The 15,722-nt window shown below is 67.6% G+C and carries 16 protein-coding genes; 6 read left to right on the top strand and 10 right to left on the bottom strand.

Annotated features, from left to right (window positions below):
• Positions 1 to 8: 8 nt before the first annotated feature.
• Entirely contained in the window at positions 9 to 440 is a 432-nt protein-coding gene (locus SPHPH_RS0106205) for a cupin domain-containing protein (RefSeq protein ID WP_028965909.1), read from the top strand.
• A 2-nt stretch (positions 441 to 442) separates the two neighbouring features.
• Here SPHPH_RS0106205 and SPHPH_RS0106200 read toward each other — a convergent pair whose 3' ends face one another.
• Positions 443 to 1,105 carry a glutathione S-transferase family protein gene (locus tag SPHPH_RS0106200; protein ID WP_028965908.1) on the bottom strand — a complete coding sequence of 221 codons (663 nt, stop codon included), beginning with the start codon at positions 1,103 to 1,105 and terminating at the stop codon, positions 443 to 445.
• Between the two features lie 148 nt (positions 1,106 to 1,253).
• Between SPHPH_RS0106200 and SPHPH_RS21055 the strand changes: the two genes are divergently transcribed.
• Positions 1,254 to 1,421 (top strand): hypothetical protein, encoded by a 168-nt coding sequence (locus SPHPH_RS21055; protein WP_156025858.1) that lies wholly within the window; start codon positions 1,254 to 1,256, stop codon positions 1,419 to 1,421.
• Positions 1,422 to 1,671: 250 nt separating this feature from the next.
• Here the strand turns inward: SPHPH_RS21055 and yihA are convergent, their stop codons facing one another.
• From yihA to SPHPH_RS0106170, 6 genes are all read right to left on the bottom strand, one after another.
• Positions 1,672 to 2,322: a ribosome biogenesis GTP-binding protein YihA/YsxC gene (yihA, locus tag SPHPH_RS0106190; RefSeq protein WP_028965907.1), complete on the bottom strand. Its 651-nt coding sequence runs from the start codon at positions 2,320 to 2,322 to the stop codon at positions 1,672 to 1,674.
• A complete protein-coding gene (yidC, locus tag SPHPH_RS0106185; RefSeq protein ID WP_028965906.1) occupies positions 2,319 to 4,022 on the bottom strand; it encodes a membrane protein insertase YidC in 1,704 nt (567 codons plus the stop codon). The genes yihA and yidC overlap by 4 nt, the downstream gene beginning before the upstream one ends.
• An 18-nt stretch (positions 4,023 to 4,040) precedes the next feature.
• Positions 4,041 to 4,253 (bottom strand): membrane protein insertion efficiency factor YidD, encoded by a 213-nt coding sequence (yidD, locus tag SPHPH_RS20730; RefSeq protein WP_184032497.1) that lies wholly within the window; start codon positions 4,251 to 4,253, stop codon positions 4,041 to 4,043.
• Entirely contained in the window at positions 4,250 to 4,603 is a 354-nt protein-coding gene (gene rnpA / locus SPHPH_RS19065) for a ribonuclease P protein component (protein ID WP_051273227.1), read from the bottom strand. Before rnpA ends, yidD begins: the two co-directional genes overlap by 4 nt.
• Positions 4,604 to 4,650: 47 nt before the next feature.
• A complete protein-coding gene (gene rpmH, locus SPHPH_RS0106175; RefSeq protein ID WP_028056723.1) occupies positions 4,651 to 4,785 on the bottom strand; it encodes a 50S ribosomal protein L34 in 135 nt (44 codons plus the stop codon).
• A gap of 87 nt (positions 4,786 to 4,872) precedes the next feature.
• Entirely contained in the window at positions 4,873 to 5,148 is a 276-nt protein-coding gene (locus SPHPH_RS0106170) for a hypothetical protein (protein ID WP_051272872.1), read from the bottom strand.
• Positions 5,149 to 5,248: 100 nt separating this feature from the next.
• On the opposite strand from SPHPH_RS0106170, the gene SPHPH_RS0106165 reads away from it, so the two are divergent.
• Entirely contained in the window at positions 5,249 to 6,754 is a 1,506-nt protein-coding gene (locus SPHPH_RS0106165; protein WP_028965904.1) for a YifB family Mg chelatase-like AAA ATPase, read from the top strand.
• 148 nt (positions 6,755 to 6,902) lie between these two features.
• Here the strand turns inward: SPHPH_RS0106165 and SPHPH_RS0106160 are convergent, their stop codons facing one another.
• The gene (locus SPHPH_RS0106160; protein ID WP_028965903.1) at positions 6,903 to 8,225 is read right to left on the bottom strand and encodes a dicarboxylate/amino acid:cation symporter; all 1,323 of its coding nucleotides are present in this window, start codon (positions 8,223 to 8,225) and stop codon (positions 6,903 to 6,905) included.
• Positions 8,226 to 8,297: 72 nt separating this feature from the next.
• On the opposite strand from SPHPH_RS0106160, the gene SPHPH_RS0106155 reads away from it, so the two are divergent.
• Positions 8,298 to 9,554 carry a M24 family metallopeptidase gene (locus tag SPHPH_RS0106155; RefSeq protein WP_037488180.1) on the top strand — a complete coding sequence of 419 codons (1,257 nt, stop codon included), beginning with the start codon at positions 8,298 to 8,300 and terminating at the stop codon, positions 9,552 to 9,554.
• Positions 9,555 to 9,557: 3 nt separating this feature from the next.
• Here SPHPH_RS0106155 and SPHPH_RS0106150 read toward each other — a convergent pair whose 3' ends face one another.
• The gene (locus SPHPH_RS0106150; protein ID WP_028965901.1) at positions 9,558 to 10,274 is read right to left on the bottom strand and encodes a choice-of-anchor E domain-containing protein; all 717 of its coding nucleotides are present in this window, start codon (positions 10,272 to 10,274) and stop codon (positions 9,558 to 9,560) included.
• 141 nt (positions 10,275 to 10,415) lie between these two features.
• Between SPHPH_RS0106150 and alaS the strand changes: the two genes are divergently transcribed.
• Complete coding sequence (gene alaS / locus SPHPH_RS0106145) at positions 10,416 to 13,079, top strand: alanine--tRNA ligase (RefSeq protein WP_028965900.1); 2,664 nt, start codon at positions 10,416 to 10,418, stop codon at positions 13,077 to 13,079.
• 331 nt (positions 13,080 to 13,410) lie between these two features.
• Here alaS and SPHPH_RS19060 read toward each other — a convergent pair whose 3' ends face one another.
• On the bottom strand, positions 13,411 to 14,085 hold the full coding sequence (locus SPHPH_RS19060) for a hypothetical protein (protein WP_051272871.1): 675 nt from the start codon (positions 14,083 to 14,085) through the stop codon (positions 13,411 to 13,413).
• A gap of 159 nt (positions 14,086 to 14,244) precedes the next feature.
• On the opposite strand from SPHPH_RS19060, the gene radA reads away from it, so the two are divergent.
• Positions 14,245 to 15,612, top strand: coding sequence for a DNA repair protein RadA (radA, locus tag SPHPH_RS0106135; protein WP_028965899.1), 1,368 nt, complete (start codon positions 14,245 to 14,247; stop codon positions 15,610 to 15,612).
• The last annotated feature ends 110 nt before the right edge of the window (positions 15,613 to 15,722 follow it).

Raw genomic sequence — 15,722 nt, 5'->3', positions numbered from 1 at the left:
GGCTCCCTATGCCGAAACTGGACATCGCCGCCGTGCCGCCCGCGAAGGGCAGCGACTATCCGCCGCCCTTCGCCGCGGCGGCATCGGGCCGGCTGGTGCGCGATCTGGCGGCGGCGGGTGGCCTCAAGGATTTCGTCGCGACGCATGTCACGATCCCGCCCGGCGGCTGGTCGTCGCAGCGGCATTGGCACGAGGGCGAGGATGAGATCGTCGTCCTGCTCTCCGGCACCGCGACATTGGTCGACGATGACGGCGCGCGCCCGATGCACGCCGGCGAGGTTGCGGTGTTCCGCAAGGGTGACGGCAACGCGCACCATCTTCGCAACGACGGCGACGCGCCGTGCGTGGTGTTCGCGGTCAGCCTGCCCGAACGCTCGACCGTCCATTATCCCGACATCGCGATGCGCTGGTCGCCCGACACCGGCTACGCAAGCGACTGACATCAGGCGACGGGCTGTTCGAACTTCTCGATCACCCATTCCTCTTCCTGCGCGCCCGCGATCCAGTCCTGCATGAACGGATGCTGGAGCACCGCCATGACATAGGCGGCGGCGAAGCGCGGGGTGGGGAGCGAATAGGTCGCGATCCGCGTGCACACCGGCGCGAACATGATGTCCGCCGCGCCGAATTCGCCGAACAGGAAATCGCCGCCGCTGCCGAACCGCGCACGCGCCTGCGCCCATAGCTCGAAGATCCGCGTCAGATCGGCACGGACATCCTCGTCCGGCGTGACCGGGGGATAGACCTGACGGACGTTCATCGTGTGCTTGCGGCGCAGCGCGGCGAAGCTGGAATGCATCTCGGCCGCCATCGACCGCGCCATCGCGCGCGCCGCTTCGTCGGCTGGCCAGAACGGCTCGCGCCCGACCTTGTCGGCTAGATAGTCGACGATCGCGAGGCTGTCCCAAACGACCGCCTCGCCATCCCACAGGATCGGGACCTTGCCCGAGGACGGCGCAAATTCGTCGCCCTCGCGGCGGCGATCCCATTCGTCGTCGTAGAGCGGGACGACCACTTCCTCGAACGTCAATCCCGACTGCCGGCATGCGAGCCAGCCGCGCAGCGACCAGGAGGAATAGGCCTTGTTGCCGATGATGAGCTTCATGCGCCCGGAGTAGGGGGCAAAGCGGCGCAGGGCAACGCCGCGCGGGATTTTGGCGAGCGGCGCGTTAACCGCCCTCGTCCATCGGCTGTCAGTCACCCGTCGGTAGAACGGGTGCCAAGAGAAGGATCGTCACCGAAGGAGCATTGTCATGGCCAGCTTTTCCCCGACCGACGCTGCGCTCAGCGCCTCGGCCCCCGCGTTCGTGCAGGCGCCGACCTTCGTTTTCGCGGCGAATGCGCCGGCCCCGACCCGCTCGGAAGTGCTCCGTCAGCAGATCGAAGCCGCCCGCACCGCCCGCCGCGCCTCGATCTGGTAAGAACGCGCCGCCAACTTATCGTCGCCCCGGACATGATCCGGGGCCCCGCGCCCTGTTCGCCGATCGCGTAAACAGCGGGATCCCGACTCTGGGTCATAATGACTTCAGGTCAAACAAACCGTTCGTCATTGCGAGCGTAGCGCCGCAATGCAGGGCGTCCTGGTCCGAATCTGGATTGCTTCGCTTTGCTCGCAATGACGGATCAGGTTGACGTCATCCCGCCCAACGCCGGGACGACGTGGTCAGAAGCTCAGCCGATCGCCTCGACCACCGCGGCGCGCAACTCCGCGATTCCCATCCCGCCTTCGCTGGAGGTGACGATGATCTCCGGGTGCGCGGCCGCCCGCTTGCGCGCCTCGGCCTCGGTCGCGGCGACCGTCACGGCGAGGTCGCTGGCCTTCACCTTATCCGCCTTGGTCATCACCAGCCGGTAGCTGACTGCCGCGCGGTCTAGCATCTCGAGGATCTCGCGGTCGACGTCCTTGATCCCGTGACGACTGTCGATCAGCACCAGCGCGCGCTTCAGCGCCTGCCGCCCGCGCAGATAGTCGTTCACCAGGAACCGCCACTTCTTGACGATATCCTTGGGCGCCTTGGCAAAGCCATAGCCCGGCATGTCGACCAGCCGAAAGGCGAGCGGATCGCCGACGTCGAAGAAGTTCAACTCCTGCGTCCGCCCCGGCGTCACCGACGTGCGCGCCAGCGCCTTGCGCCCGGTCAGCGCGTTGAGCAGCGACGACTTGCCGACGTTCGAGCGCCCCGCGAACGCAACCTCCGGCACCTCGTCGGCGGGCAGGAAGTCGAGCGCGGGCGCGGACTTCAGGAACTCGATCGGTCCGGCGAAACGCTTGCGCGCCGCCTCGATCGCGTCCTCGTCGAACCGGGGATTGATGTCGCTCACTTGGGCGACGCGTTCTTGAGCTGCGGATGGCGGCTGTACAGCCACTTCTGCTGCAGGATCGAGATGCAGTTGGTGGTGATCCAGTAGATCTGCAGCCCGACCGCGAACGGCGCCATCACGAACATCAGCACCCACGGCAGGATCGCGAACACCTGCTGCTGCGCCGGGTCCATCTGCGTCGGGTTGAGGCGGAACTGGAAGAACATCGAAATGCCCAGCAGCACCGGCACCACGCCGATCGCGAGGAAGTGCGGCAAGGTGATCGGAATATAGCCGAACAGGTTCAGGATCGTGGCGGGATCGGGCGCGGACAGATCCTTGATCCACAAGGCGAACGGCTGGTGACGCATTTCGATTGTCAGCATCAGCGCCTTGTAGAGCGCGTAGAAGATCGGGATCTGGATCAGCGACGGCAGGCAGCCGGCGAGCGGATTGACCTTCTCCGCCTTGTACAGCGCCATCGTCTCCTGCTGCTGGCGCTGCTTGTCGTCCTTGTAGCGTTCCTGGATGGCCTTCATCTTCGGCTGGAGCGCACGCATCGCCGCCATGCTCGCGAACTGGCGCTGCGCGATCGGGAAGACGAGCAGGCGGATCGTCAGCGTCAGGATGATGATCGCGACGCCGAAATTGCCGACAAGCCGGAACAGCCAATCGAGATAATAGAAGATCGGCTTCTCGACCAACCGGAACCAGCCCCAGTCGATCGCATAGTCGAGCTTCGTCACCGCACCGGTGTCGGTGTAGCGATCGAGCAGCTTCACTTCCTTGGCGCCCGCGAACAGCTTGGCGGTCTGCGTCAGCTGACGGCCGGGCGGCAGCATCTGCGGCGCGGTGGTGAAGTCGGCCTGATAAGCGCTGTTCGCCCCGGCACGGAACTGCCCGTCGAACGCGCGGCCCTGATCGGGGACGAGCGCGGCGAGCCAGTATTTGTCGGTGAAGCCCAACCAGCCGCCGGTCGTCGTGAAGCGGGTCGGCTCCTTGTCGACGTCCTTGAAATTGGGATTGTAATGCGCCGCACCGTTGTTGACCGACATCGGCCCGGTGTGGATCGTCCAGCTGTCCGGGTCCTTTGAGACCCCGACCCGGCTGACCAGGCCATAGGCCGCGACCGGCACCGCCGCACCGCCGCCATTGGCCACGGTCTGCTTGACAGTGAACAGATAATCGTTGTCGACCGCGATCTCGATCGCGAACCGCTGCCCCTGCGGGTTGCTGGCGGTCAGCGTCACCGGCTTGCCCGGCGTCAACACCGGCGCCGACGCCGTCCACACCGCATCGGCGGCGGGCGGGGTCAGACCAGCGGCACGCCAGCCGAAGCCTGCGAAATAGGCGTCCTGCGTCCCCGCGGGCGAGAACAACCGGATCGGCGGCGAATCCTTGGCGATCGATTCCTTGTAGCGGGTCAGCACCAGATCATCGATCCGCGCACCCTTCAGGTTGATCGAGCCCTTGAGCGCGGGCGTGTCGATCCGAACGCGCGGGCTCTCGGCCAGCACCACCGTGCGGTCGCGGAGCGCCGCGGGCGAGTCGGCGGTCGGGTCCGCCGCGGGATTGGGCAGCGGCTTGTTCTTGCCGTCGACCATCTTGGTCGCGGGCGGGTTCGCCGTCGGGAAGACGCGGCTCTGGATCAGCGGCCATCCGAACAGGATCAGCGCCGCGATCACCGCGAACAGCACGAAGTTCTTGCTCTCGTCCTTCACCAGCGTCCCACGCTTTCCTTATGGCACCGGATCGTGCCCGTGCCCGCCCCAGGGATGGCACCGCGCAATCCGGCGTATTGCCAGCCAACTACCTTTGCCCGCGCCATAGCGGCGAAGCGCCTCGATTGCATAGGCTGAACATGACGGCTGAAACCGGCACGAGGGCGGTAGCAGGACCGACGGCCCCAGCTGCCACCCGCGTGCGAGCAGGATCAGCACGCGTGCGATCACCGTTTCGGCCGTGATCGATTGCCGCCCGGCGCGACGCTGCGGCTCTTCGCCAGCGCCTTGGCCAGATGCCCGCGCAGGTCCGCATAATCGGAGGTGAGCGCCGCCTCGCGCCCGATCAATACGTGATCGGCGCCGGGCCAGCCATGATCGGGCAGGATCTCACGCGACAGCGCGCGAAAGCGCCGCTTGATGCGGTTGCGCACCACCGCGTTGCCGACCTTCTTGGTGACGGTGATGCCGATCCGCATCGTCGTGTCACCGTCGTCGCGCGGGTGCACCAGAAGCACGAAGCCGGGCATCGGCACCCGACGCCCGGCGTTCGCGGCCAGATACTCCGGCCGTCTGGTCATCCGCCCGACCGCAGCCGCAGCCACGGAAGGGCGGGTATCCGTCGTGATTACGCCGACAGCTTCTTGCGACCGCGCGCGCGACGCGCCCGGATCACCGCCCGGCCGCCGACCGTGGCCATCCGCGCGCGGAAGCCGTGACGGCGGGCGCGCACCAGATTGCTCGGCTGAAAGGTCCGCTTCATCGTTCATGTCCCGAAATCGAATGTCGAAGGGCCGCCCAAGCGGACGGCCCGAAAGAAGGACGCCGTTAGGGGAGGCTGCCGCCAAAGTCAACGCGCCGCCGCACGATCGCGCGCGCGCCGCCGCAGCGCACTGCGCCGGCGGAGCGCGACATCGACGATCCCGCCGATTCGTGGCCAGCGTCGCTTGGCGCGCGCGAACCACAGCCGGCTGCGTGGCGAGTTGCGCAGGATCAGCACCAACCCCGCCGCCATCGGAAACACACCGCCCGGCCCCGGCAAGGGCGCGATCACCGCGGCGAGTAGCAGCAACAGCCCACCAAGCAGCAATTGCGCATATCGCAGGGCCGGATGGCGGCGGGTCATGATGACGATGTGGCGCCGGTGTGTTGCAGTTGCAAGTCACCGCTTCGCCATTTCGCCGCGCTGCAAAGCCGCTATGAGGCGCGCGGGGACGGGGGGGAACATGGTCGCGATCGTATCGACGGTAGCCTATCTGGGGCTGGAGGCGCGCAGCGTCGAGGTGCAGGTGCAGCTGATCCCCGGGCTGCCCGCCTTCAACGTCGTCGGGCTGGCCGACAAGGCAGTCGGTGAAAGCCGCGAGCGGGTGCGCGGCGCGATCGCGGCGATGGGCTTGTCATTGCCGCCCAAGCGCATTGCGGTGAACCTGTCGCCCGCCGATCTGCCCAAGGAAGGCTCGCACTTCGATCTGCCGATCGCGCTCGGGTTGCTCGCGGCGATGGGCGTGGTCGATGCAGAGGCGCTCGCCGATTACGTCATCGTCGGCGAACTGGGCCTCGACGGGCGGCTCGCGCCGTCGCCGGGCGTCCTTCTCGCCGCGCTTCACGCCGCCGAGACGGGCAGGGGGCTGATCTGCCCCGCCGCGCAGGGAAGCGAGGCGGCGTGGAGCGGCAGCATCGAGGTGATCGCCGCCCCCGACCTGCTCGCGCTGCTCAACCATCTGAAAGGCCACGGCCTTCTGGCGCTGCCGAAGCCTGGCGACGTGCAGGAGGCGCGAACCGGCCCCGATCTGCGACAGGTGAAGGGGCAGGAAGTCGCCAAGCGCGCGCTGGAGATCGCCGCCGCGGGCGCGCACAATTTGCTGTTCGTCGGCCCGCCGGGTGCGGGCAAGTCGCTGATGGCAGCGTGCCTGCCCGGCATCCTCCCGCCGCTCGATCCCGCAGAGGCGCTGGAGGTATCGATGGTCCAGTCGGTCGCGGGCACGCTGCCGGGCGGCACGCTGACCCGCACGCGCCCGTTCCGCAGCCCGCATCATTCCGCGAGCATGGCGGCGCTGACGGGCGGTGGCCTGAAGGTGAAGCCGGGCGAAGTCAGCCTCGCGCACCACGGCGTGCTGTTCCTCGACGAGTTGCCCGAGTTCCAGCGCGCGGTGCTCGATTCGCTCCGCCAGCCGCTGGAAAGCGGCACCGTCAGCGTCGCGCGGGCCAATGCGCATGTCACCTACCCGGCACGCGTCCAGCTGATCGCGGCGATGAACCCGTGCCGCTGCGGGCACCTCGGCGACGCCGCGCTAGCCTGCGCCCGCGCCCCGAAATGCGCGGCCGACTATCAGGCGAAGGTGTCCGGACCACTGCTCGACCGCATCGATCTGCACGTCGAGGTCGCGGCGGTCAGCGCCGTCGACCTGACGTTGCCGCCCGCCGAGGGCTCGGTGGAGGTCGCAACGCGGGTTGCGGCAGCGCGGGCGATCCAGACCACGCGATTGGCGGACAGCGGCCTGCGCACGAATGCGGAACTCGATGGAGAGACGCTCGAACGCTTCGCCTCACCCGACGCGGCGGGGCGCGAATTGCTGGCGCAGGCGGCGGTGGCAATGAAGCTGTCAGCGCGCGGCTATACGCGCATCCTTCGCGTCGCGCGGACGATCGCCGATCTCGCCGTGGCGGAGACGATCGGGCGCATCCACATCGCCGAAGCGCTCAGCTACCGTCGCCAACCGCCACGGAATTGACTTGCAGACTCCGTAAAATCAACGCCGTCATTCCCGCGAAGGCGGGAATCCAGACGCGCAGGTCCGTCGATAGAATTTGAACGTCAGAGGTTCTGGATTTCCGCCTGCGCGGGAATGACGGAGTGGCCGCAGGCAAGCAGCCAAACCCTTAAACCTCCCGGAAACTCTCCACCTCACGCGCCGGCCCATGCCCCGAAGGCGCCGCGGCTCCCGCGATCACCGGCGATTCGCGCGGGTCGAGCCCGCCCTCCCATTTCGCGATCACCGCGCTCGCCACCGCATTGCCGATCACGTTCGTTGCGGTGCGCCCCATGTCGAGGAAATGATCGATCGCCAGCACCAGCAACAACCCCGCCTCGGGCAGCTTGAACATCGGCAGGGTCGCCGCGATCACCACCAGACTGGCGCGCGGTACGCCCGCGATCCCCTTCGACGTGACCATCAGCACCAGCAGCATCGTGATCATCTGCCCCAGCGACATGTCGATGCCGTACGCCTGCGCGATGAAGATCGACGCGAAGGTCATGTAGATCATCGATCCGTCGAGATTGAACGAATAACCGAGCGGCAGCACGAAGCTGGCGATCCGCGGCGGCACGCCGAAGCGGTCGAGCGCTTCCAGCATCCGCGGGTACGCCGCCTCCGACGAGGCGGTCGAGAACGCGACCAGCAACGGCTCGCGCACGTAACGGATCAACTCGCGGATGCGGGCACCGATGAACAGGAAGCCGATCCCCAGCAGCACCGCCCACAGCACCAGCAAGGTCAGGTAGAAGCTGCCCATGAAGTACGCGAGCTGCCCGATCACCGCCGGCCCGCGCTCGGTCAGCGTTCCCGCTACCGCCGCGAACACCGCGACCGGTGCCACGCGCATCACATAATCGGTGACCCGCAGCATGACGTGCACCAGCGCGTCGATCGCCTTCACCAAAGGCGCGGCCTTTTCACCGACCGCGGTGATCGCGACCCCGACGAACACCGACATCACGACGATCTGCAGGATCTCGTTCTTCGCCATCGCATCCACCATCGAGGCGGGGACGATATGCGTGAAGAAGTCCTTCAGGTTGAACGCGGCGGTCGCCAGCCCCGTCGCCTCGCCCGCGGGCGGCAGCGGCAGCCCGATCCCGACGCCGGGCTTCAGCAGGTTGACCATCACGAGACCCAAAGTCAGCGACAACAGGCTGGCGGTGATGAACCACGCGAGGCTACGCGCGCCGATCCGCCCAAGCGCGGCGGTATCGCCCATCTGCGCGATCCCCGACACCAAGGTCGCGAAGACGAGCGGCGCGATGATCATCTTGATGAGCCGCAGGAAGATGCTGGTCAGGATCGAGAAATAACCCGCAATCTCGGTCAGCCGCACCTGCGCGGCGGGCGAGCCGTCGTCGAGCCAGCTGTTGAGCACCAGCCCGACGATCAGCCCGAGCACCAGCCCGCCAAGGATATACAGAGTCAGCCGCTTGGCCATTCATCGCTCCCAATTGTGCCGACAGGGAAGGGGATTGCGGCGGCTCGGTCAAGCACCGTATCGTTCGCAACCATGTTCCTCGCCCACTCCCGCCCTTCGCGCCGCGCCGTTCTGGGCGGTGCCGCTGCCGTGCTCGCCACCTCGATCGTGCGTGCCGCCGAGCCCGATCTTGCTGGCCTGTCGGATCTGACCGGCGGCGCGGTGCCGATCGGCGCGGCGGAGCGCGCGCGGCGGCTGGCGCGCGCGCAGGCCTTGATGAAGGCGCACGGGATCGCGGCGGTGCTGATCGAGCCGGGATCGAGCCTGATCTACTTCACGGGTGTCGTCTGGCATCGCAGCGAGCGGCTGACCGCGGCGGTGATCCCGGTCGAGGGCGATCCCTGCATCGTCACGCCCTTCTTCGAGGAACCCTCGGTCCGCCAGACGCTTGCCGTCCCCGCAGAGGTGCGCGTGTGGCAGGAGGACGAGGATCCGCTCAAGGTCGTGGCCGGCTTCCTGCGCGACCGCAAATTGGCGGGCCGCACGATTGGCATCGAGGAAAGTGCGCGCTTCTTCGCGTTCGATGGGCTGGCGCACGCGCTACCCGGCGCGAAGCTGGTCAGCGCCAACCCGGTCGTCCGCGGGTGCCGCATGATCAAGACGCCGGCCGAGATCGCGCTGATGCAATGCGCTACCGATGTGACGATCGCCGCCTATCGCTGGACGCATCCGCGCGTCGAGGCGGGAATGACCGGCGCGCAGATCGGCGCGCTGATGACCGCGGCGACTCGAAAGCTTGGTGGCGACCCCGAATTCTCGATGGCGCTGATCGGTCCGGCCGCGGCGCTGCCGCACGGCAGCCGCGAGGTGATCCGCCTCGCCGACGGGCAGGTCGTCCTGATGGACTGCGGCTGCACCGTGCAGGGCTATCAATCCGACGTGTCGCGCACCTGGGTGCACGGCGCGGCCACCGCCGAGCAACGCACGGTCTGGGATCGGGTGAAGGCCGCACAGGCGCTTGCATTCCGCGCGGCGCGGATCGGGGTGGCGGCCGGCACGATCGACGACGCGGTGCGCGGGTATTACGAGACGCTCGGCTATGGTCCGGGCTATCGGCTGCCTGGCCTGTCGCATCGCACCGGACACGGAATCGGGATGGACGGGCACGAACCGGTCAACCTCGTCCACGGCGAAAGCACCGCGCTCGCCGCCGGCATGTGCTTCTCGGACGAGCCCGGCCTCTACCTGCCCGGCAAATTCGGCGTGCGGCTGGAGGACTGCTTCCACATGACGGACAGCGGGCCGGCGTGGTTCAGCACCCCGCCGGCCTCGCTCGACCGCCCGGTCTGAGCGTCAGCCGACGGCCAGCGTCCGGCGGCGGCGACGCAGCGCGGCCCCCGTGGCGGCGAACCCGGCGATCATCAGCGCCCAGGTGCCGGGCTCCGGCACTGCCGGGGTGTAATCGTAGGTCAGCGTGTAACTCGCGCTGCCGCAGAAATCCTCACCCGGCGCGCTGGCATTGCCATTGTCGACGATGCACCCGCCCCGGAGCTGGTTGATGGTGCCGCCCGCAGGGATCCCGGTGAAGCTGGTGTCGCCCGACCCGACCGTCTGCCCCAGATCGTAGCCGTTGAACGTGATCCGCCGATTGAGGAACTGCGCCGGATCGAACTGGAAGGTTGCCGCGCCGGTCGCGGTGACCCCGAAGAAGCCGAAATCATAGTCGCCGTCGCTCCGGTCGAGCGGCACGACGGCGCTCCCCGATCCGTTCAGCGCCACGAGCGGCTCACCGAGCGCATTGTTGTTCGACCCGAGACGCCAGTTGCCGGCGATGGTCCACGAGACGTTCGCGGTGGAAGCGCTGCCGCTCGGCGCCCCGACGGCCCAGCCGCGCGTCTTCGCAAGCTTGACCGTCAACGTGACCGCGTTCAGCGTGCCCGTGCGGCTGTCGAATGCGTCGAAGCCGCGGGAGGCGCCCTGTTCGCTGTCGAACTGGATCAGCGTCGCCGCCGTCGCGCCATTCGCGAGCGTCGCCGCCGCAATCGCGGCAAGCGTCAGTAAATGCTTCATTCAGCTTACCCCCGAATCGTCGGCAGGCGGCTTCGCATACATAGGTGACGGTAACAACCGCGCGACCGTCCCTCGCGCGACGAGCCGTTGCGCACGCTGGGGGCCTAGGCAGCGCGCCGTTCGCGGATTAAGTCGAGCGCCATGACCGCTACCAACGACATTCGCCGCTCGTTCCTCGACTATTTCGGTTCGGCCGGGCACCAGATCGTGCCCTCGGCGCCGCTGGTGCCGCAGAACGATCCGACGCTGATGTTCGTCAACGCGGGCATGGTGCCGTTCAAGAACGTCTTCACCGGGCTGGAGACGCGGCCCTACAGCACGGCGACGTCGTCGCAGAAATGCGTCCGCGCCGGCGGCAAGCACAACGATCTCGACAATGTCGGCTACACCGCGCGCCACCATACCTTCTTCGAGATGCTGGGGAATTTCAGCTTCGGCGACTATTTCAAGGAACAGGCGATCACCCACGCCTGGACGCTGCTGACGAAGGAATGGGGGCTGCCGGCGGACAAATTGACCGCCACCGTCTTCCACACCGACGATCAGGCGTTCGAGCTGTGGAAGAAGATCGCCGGGCTTCCCGAACATCGCATCATCCGCATCCCGACCAAGGACAATTTCTGGGCGATGGGCTCGGATGGTCCGTGCGGCCCGTGCTCGGAAATCTTCTACGATCACGGCGAGCATATCCCCGGTGGCCCCCCGGGCAGCCCGGATGAAGACGGCGACCGTTTCGTCGAGATCTGGAACCTCGTGTTCATGCAGCATGTGCAGGAGGCCGATGCGATCGTCGGCGATCTGCCGCGCCCCTCGATCGACACCGGCATGGGGCTGGAGCGCGTCGCGGCGGTGCTGCAGGGCGTCACCGACAATTATGACACCGACACGTTCAAGGCGCTAATCGCCGCCTCCGGCGCGCTGACGCACACGCACACCACCGGCGACAATCAGGCGAGCCACCGCGTGATCGCGGATCACCTGCGCTGCTCGGGCTTCCTCGTCGCCGATGGCGTGCTGCCCGCCAACGAAGGCCGCGGCTATGTGCTGCGCCGGATCATGCGTCGCGCGATGCGCCACGCGCATCTGCTCGGCGCGAAGGAGCCGCTGATGCACCGGCTGGTCCCGGCGCTCGTCGCCGAGATGGGCGTCGCCTATCCCGAACTGATCCGCGCCCAGCCGCTGATCGAGGCGACGTTGCGGCAGGAGGAGACGCGATTCCGCCAGACGCTCGACAAGGGGCTGCGGCTGCTCGACGATGCGACGACGGGGATGAAGCCGGGCGACACGCTGTCCGGCGACACGGCCTTCCGCCTCTATGACACCTACGGCTTCCCCTACGACCTGACCGAAGACGCGCTGCGCGCGCAGGACTTCAAGGTCGACCGCGCCGGCTTCGACGCCGCGATGGCCGAACAGAAGCGCGCCGCGCGCGCCGCATGGAAGGGCTCGGGCGCAAAGGCATCGGACGATCTGTGGTTCGATCTGGTCGAGGAAGTCGGCGCGACCGAGTTCACCGGCTACAGCAGCGACGTCGGCGAAGGCGTGGTGCTCGCGCTGGTCAAGGACGGCAAGCGTGTCGATCACGCAGCGACCGGCGACACCGTCGACGTGATCGTCAACCAGACGCCCTTCTACGGCGAGAGCGGCGGACAGGTCGGTGACGCAGGGATCATCAGCAGCGACAATGGCTTCCACGCCGACGTTGCCGAAACCTCGAAACAGCTCGGCAAATTGTTCGTCCACCATGCGACGATCGCTGCGGGCGCGCTGAAGGTCGGCGATACCGTCAAGCTGGCGATCGATGTCGCGCGTCGTGCCGCGATCCGCGCCAACCACTCCGCCACCCACTTGCTTCACGAGGCGCTGCGCCAGAAGATCGGCACGCATGTCGCGCAAAAGGGCTCGCTGGTCGCGCCCGAGCGGCTGCGCTTCGACGTCTCGCACAACAGCGCAATGACCGCTGACGAACTCGCCGAGGCCGAACGCGCGGTCAACGCGCAGATTCGCCGCAACGGCAGCGTCGAGACGCGGCTGATGACCCCCGACGAGGCGATCGCCGAGGGTGCGATGGCGCTGTTTGGCGAGAAATACGGCGACGAGGTGCGCGTCGTGTCGATGGGCACCGAAGACGACGGCAAAACCTATTCGATCGAATTGTGCGGCGGTACGCATGTCCGCGCGCTCGGCGACATCGGCGTGTTCAAGATCGTCGGTGAGAGCGCGGTGTCCTCGGGGGTCCGGCGCGTCGAGGCGCTGACCGGCGAGGCGGCGCGCCAATGGCTCAACGCGCGCGACGAAAAGCTGCGCGAGGCGGCGGCGACGCTCAAGGCGTCGCCCGACGAAGTGCCCGCGCGCGTCGCGGCGCTGGTCGAGGATCGCCGCCGGCTCGAGCGCGAACTGGCCGAGGCGAAAAAGGCGCTGGCGCTCGGCGGCGGCAGCGGTGGTGCGGCGGCGGGCCCCGAGACGGTCGGCGGCGTCGGCTTCGTCGGTCAGGTGCTCGACGGGTTCGAGGCCAAGGGCCTGCGCGGCGCGGTCGACGATGCCAAGGCGCGCGTCGGCTCGGGCGTCGCGGCATTGGTCGCGGTCAACGATGGCCGCGCCTCGGTCGCGGTCGGCGTCACCGCCGATCTGGCGGGTCAGATCAGCGCGGTCGACCTGCTGCGACAGGCGGTGGCGGTTCTTGGCGGGCAGGGCGGCGGCGGTCGCCCGGACATGGCACAAGGCGGTGGTCCCGATGGCGAAAAGGCCGCCGACGCGATCGCCGCGATCCGCGCCGCGCTGGAAGCGCGTACCGTCGCCGCTTGAGGCTACGTCGCCCCGGACTTGATCCGGGGCCCCGCTTCTGCCCTACAAGCGATCGCTCCAGAGCCGACGCCAGCTGCCCACGTCCGTCATTGCGAGCGTAGCGAAGCAATCCAAGGCCGGATCACGACGCCCTGGATTGCTTCGCTACGCTCGCAATGACGATCGGCTGTACCAACCCATCACCCGAAAAGGCGTCATCTCGCGATCCCGCCTCGTCCTCCAGACGGTCGAAAGACTCACGTCCCAACAAACGAAACGCCGCCCGTGCCTGACCGCACGGACGGCGTCTCGCCAAGGTCAGCGGCGGGGCCGAACCCCGCCACCACCCAACTCAGCGCGGCTTGCGCTTGGACTTTGCCGGCGCCGCGGTCTCGGTGGTCGTCGTCGCAGCCGCCGTATCGGCAGTCGCAGTCGTCGCATCGGCGGTGGCACCCGCCGCCGCCGTCGCGCCCGCTGCCGGCGCTGCGGCCGACATCGCCGCCTTCAACTGCGCCGCGGTCATGCCGAGCACGATGCCCTGAGGCCCCGGGCCGAAGCCGGTCACCGGCAGCACCGCATCACCATCGGTGGTGGTCAGCGTCACGCCGCTGGCGTCGACCGACTTGATCGTCCCCAGCTGCGTCCCGCCGATGCCATATACGGTCGCACCGGGGACCAGCTTCGACTTGAACTCCGCGGATGCCTGCGCCTGCTGCTGGCCGGCAGCAGCCTCAAGCTGCGCCTTGGTCATGGCCAGCACCGGTCCCTGTGCACCCTTGCCGAGCGAGGTCAGCGGGATAGCGGCCTTTACAGTGCCGGTATTGACGACGGCGTTGGTGCCGTCGGTCGATTCGACCGTACCGACGACGCCGCCCGACGTGTCATAGACGGTCGCACCGGTGGTGACGGCGGCGCCTGTCGCCGCGGTGGTCTGGCCGGCTGCGGGTGCCTGGGCCGGCGCCTGTGCAAGCGCAGCGCCAGGGATCAGCGCAGCAGAGGCAAGGGCGAGAACGGCGAAATGCTTCACGAGGAACTCCTTTACTCGTTGGCAAAAATCTTGGTCGGGAGCAAACGGTCCGCCCCCAACAGGGTTCCGAACTTGTGAGAACCCGCCTTGCCCTGCGATGAACGTCTTGTTCACCTTAAGTGTGTTCCCTGATCGTTCCTGATGCGCTAGGCGCAAACAATGGCGAAGGTTCAAAAGAGATTTGTCTGCCAGTCGTGCGGCTCGGTCCATCATCGCTGGCAGGGTCAGTGCGTGGATTGCTCCGAATGGAACACGCTGGTCGAGGAAGCGCCGCTCAACGCTACGCCGTTCCAGGCGAAGCACAATCTGCAAGGCGGCGGGCGGATGATCGCGATGACCGCGCTCGACGCGCAATCGGTACTGCCCGACAGGCTTCCGTTCGGGATCGCCGAGTTCGATCGCGCGCTGGGCGGCGGGCTGGTCGCGGGATCGGCGACGTTGATCGGCGGCGACCCGGGGATCGGCAAGTCGACCTTGCTGTTACAGGCGGCTGCGGCGCTCGCGCGCGCCGGCCACGACGTTGCCTATGTTTCCGGCGAGGAGGCGGCGGATCAGGTGCGACTGCGCGCGCAACGATTGGGACTTGGCGATGCCCCGGTGCGGCTCGCGGCGGCAACATCCACGCGGGATATCCTGACGACACTGGGGCATGGAACCCCGCCGCGCCTGCTGGTGATCGATTCGATCCAGACGATGCATTCCGATCTGATCGAGGGCGCCCCCGGCACCGTCAGCCAGGTGCGCGCCACCGCGCAGGAACTGATCCGCTTTGCCAAGGAACGCGGCACCGCGGTGGTGCTGGTCGGCCACGTCACCAAGGACGGCGCGATCGCCGGCCCGCGCGTGCTGGAGCATATGGTCGATACGGTGCTCAGCTTCGAGGGCGAGCGCAGTCATCAATATCGCATTCTGCGCAGCCTCAAGAACCGCTTCGGGGGCACCGACGAGATCGGTGTGTTCGCAATGGCGGGCGACGGATTGGTTGAGGTTTCAAACCCTTCGGCACTGTTTCTCACGCAGCGTGACGAGGGGGTGACTGGCGCCACCGTCTTCCCGGCGCTGGAGGGTACGCGTCCGGTGTTGGTTGAAATACAGGCGCTGGTCGTGCGGGTGGCGAGCGGCGCGACGCCGCGTCGGTCGGTGGTCGGCTGGGACTCGGCGCGGCTGGCGATGATCCTCGCGGTGCTGGAGGCGCGGTGTGGGCTCAGCTTCTCGACCTGCGAAGTCTATCTCAACGTCGCCGGCGGCTATCGCATTCAGGATCCTGCTGCAGACCTCGCGGTCGCCGCCGCGCTGGTGTCCGGTCTCAGCGAACGCCCGGTCCCCGCCGACGCGGTCGCCTTTGGTGAGATTGCGCTGTCAGGAGAGTTACGCCCCGTCGCGCACGCTCCGCTTCGTCTGAAGGAGTCGGCGAAACTAGGGTTCGAGCGTGCCTTGCTGCCCTCGTCGGTCGACACGGCTGCGATGCGCCAATCGGCGTTCCGCACCTTGGGGCAGTTCGTCGATCACCTGCTGGGGCGTGGGTGAGCGCTGTCCTACATGCGCCAACTTTTGCTAGGCTGGCGGTCCGACGGGACCATCAGGTGCGGCCCTGAGGCGCGCATGGGTGGCGATTGGCGCCACCTTCGCCAACATCC

This window comes from Sphingomonas phyllosphaerae FA2, assembly GCF_000427645.1.
GTDB classification, from domain to species: domain Bacteria; phylum Pseudomonadota; class Alphaproteobacteria; order Sphingomonadales; family Sphingomonadaceae; genus Sphingomonas; species Sphingomonas phyllosphaerae.
Note: the sequence above shows the minus strand (reverse complement) of the source record. Positions and strands in the feature narration are given on the sequence as shown.

What these genes read in the sequence shown, in the direction of transcription:
- SPHPH_RS0106205 (WP_028965909.1), top strand. Translation starts at nt 9, where the DNA reads ATGCCGAAACTGGACATCGCCGCCGTGCCGCCCGCGAAGGGCAGCGAC.
- SPHPH_RS0106200 (WP_028965908.1), bottom strand. Translation starts at nt 1,105, where the DNA reads ATGAAGCTCATCATCGGCAACAAGGCCTATTCCTCCTGGTCGCTGCGC.
- SPHPH_RS21055 (WP_156025858.1), top strand. Translation starts at nt 1,254, where the DNA reads ATGGCCAGCTTTTCCCCGACCGACGCTGCGCTCAGCGCCTCGGCCCCC.
- rnpA (WP_051273227.1), bottom strand. Translation starts at nt 4,603, where the DNA reads ATGACCAGACGGCCGGAGTATCTGGCCGCGAACGCCGGGCGTCGGGTG.
- rpmH (WP_028056723.1), bottom strand. Translation starts at nt 4,785, where the DNA reads ATGAAGCGGACCTTTCAGCCGAGCAATCTGGTGCGCGCCCGCCGTCAC.
- SPHPH_RS0106170 (WP_051272872.1), bottom strand. Translation starts at nt 5,148, where the DNA reads ATGACCCGCCGCCATCCGGCCCTGCGATATGCGCAATTGCTGCTTGGT.
- SPHPH_RS0106165 (WP_028965904.1), top strand. Translation starts at nt 5,249, where the DNA reads ATGGTCGCGATCGTATCGACGGTAGCCTATCTGGGGCTGGAGGCGCGC.
- SPHPH_RS0106160 (WP_028965903.1), bottom strand. Translation starts at nt 8,225, where the DNA reads ATGGCCAAGCGGCTGACTCTGTATATCCTTGGCGGGCTGGTGCTCGGG.
- SPHPH_RS0106155 (WP_037488180.1), top strand. Translation starts at nt 8,298, where the DNA reads ATGTTCCTCGCCCACTCCCGCCCTTCGCGCCGCGCCGTTCTGGGCGGT.
- SPHPH_RS0106150 (WP_028965901.1), bottom strand. Translation starts at nt 10,274, where the DNA reads ATGAAGCATTTACTGACGCTTGCCGCGATTGCGGCGGCGACGCTCGCG.
- alaS (WP_028965900.1), top strand. Translation starts at nt 10,416, where the DNA reads ATGACCGCTACCAACGACATTCGCCGCTCGTTCCTCGACTATTTCGGT.
- radA (WP_028965899.1), top strand. Translation starts at nt 14,245, where the DNA reads ATGGCGAAGGTTCAAAAGAGATTTGTCTGCCAGTCGTGCGGCTCGGTC.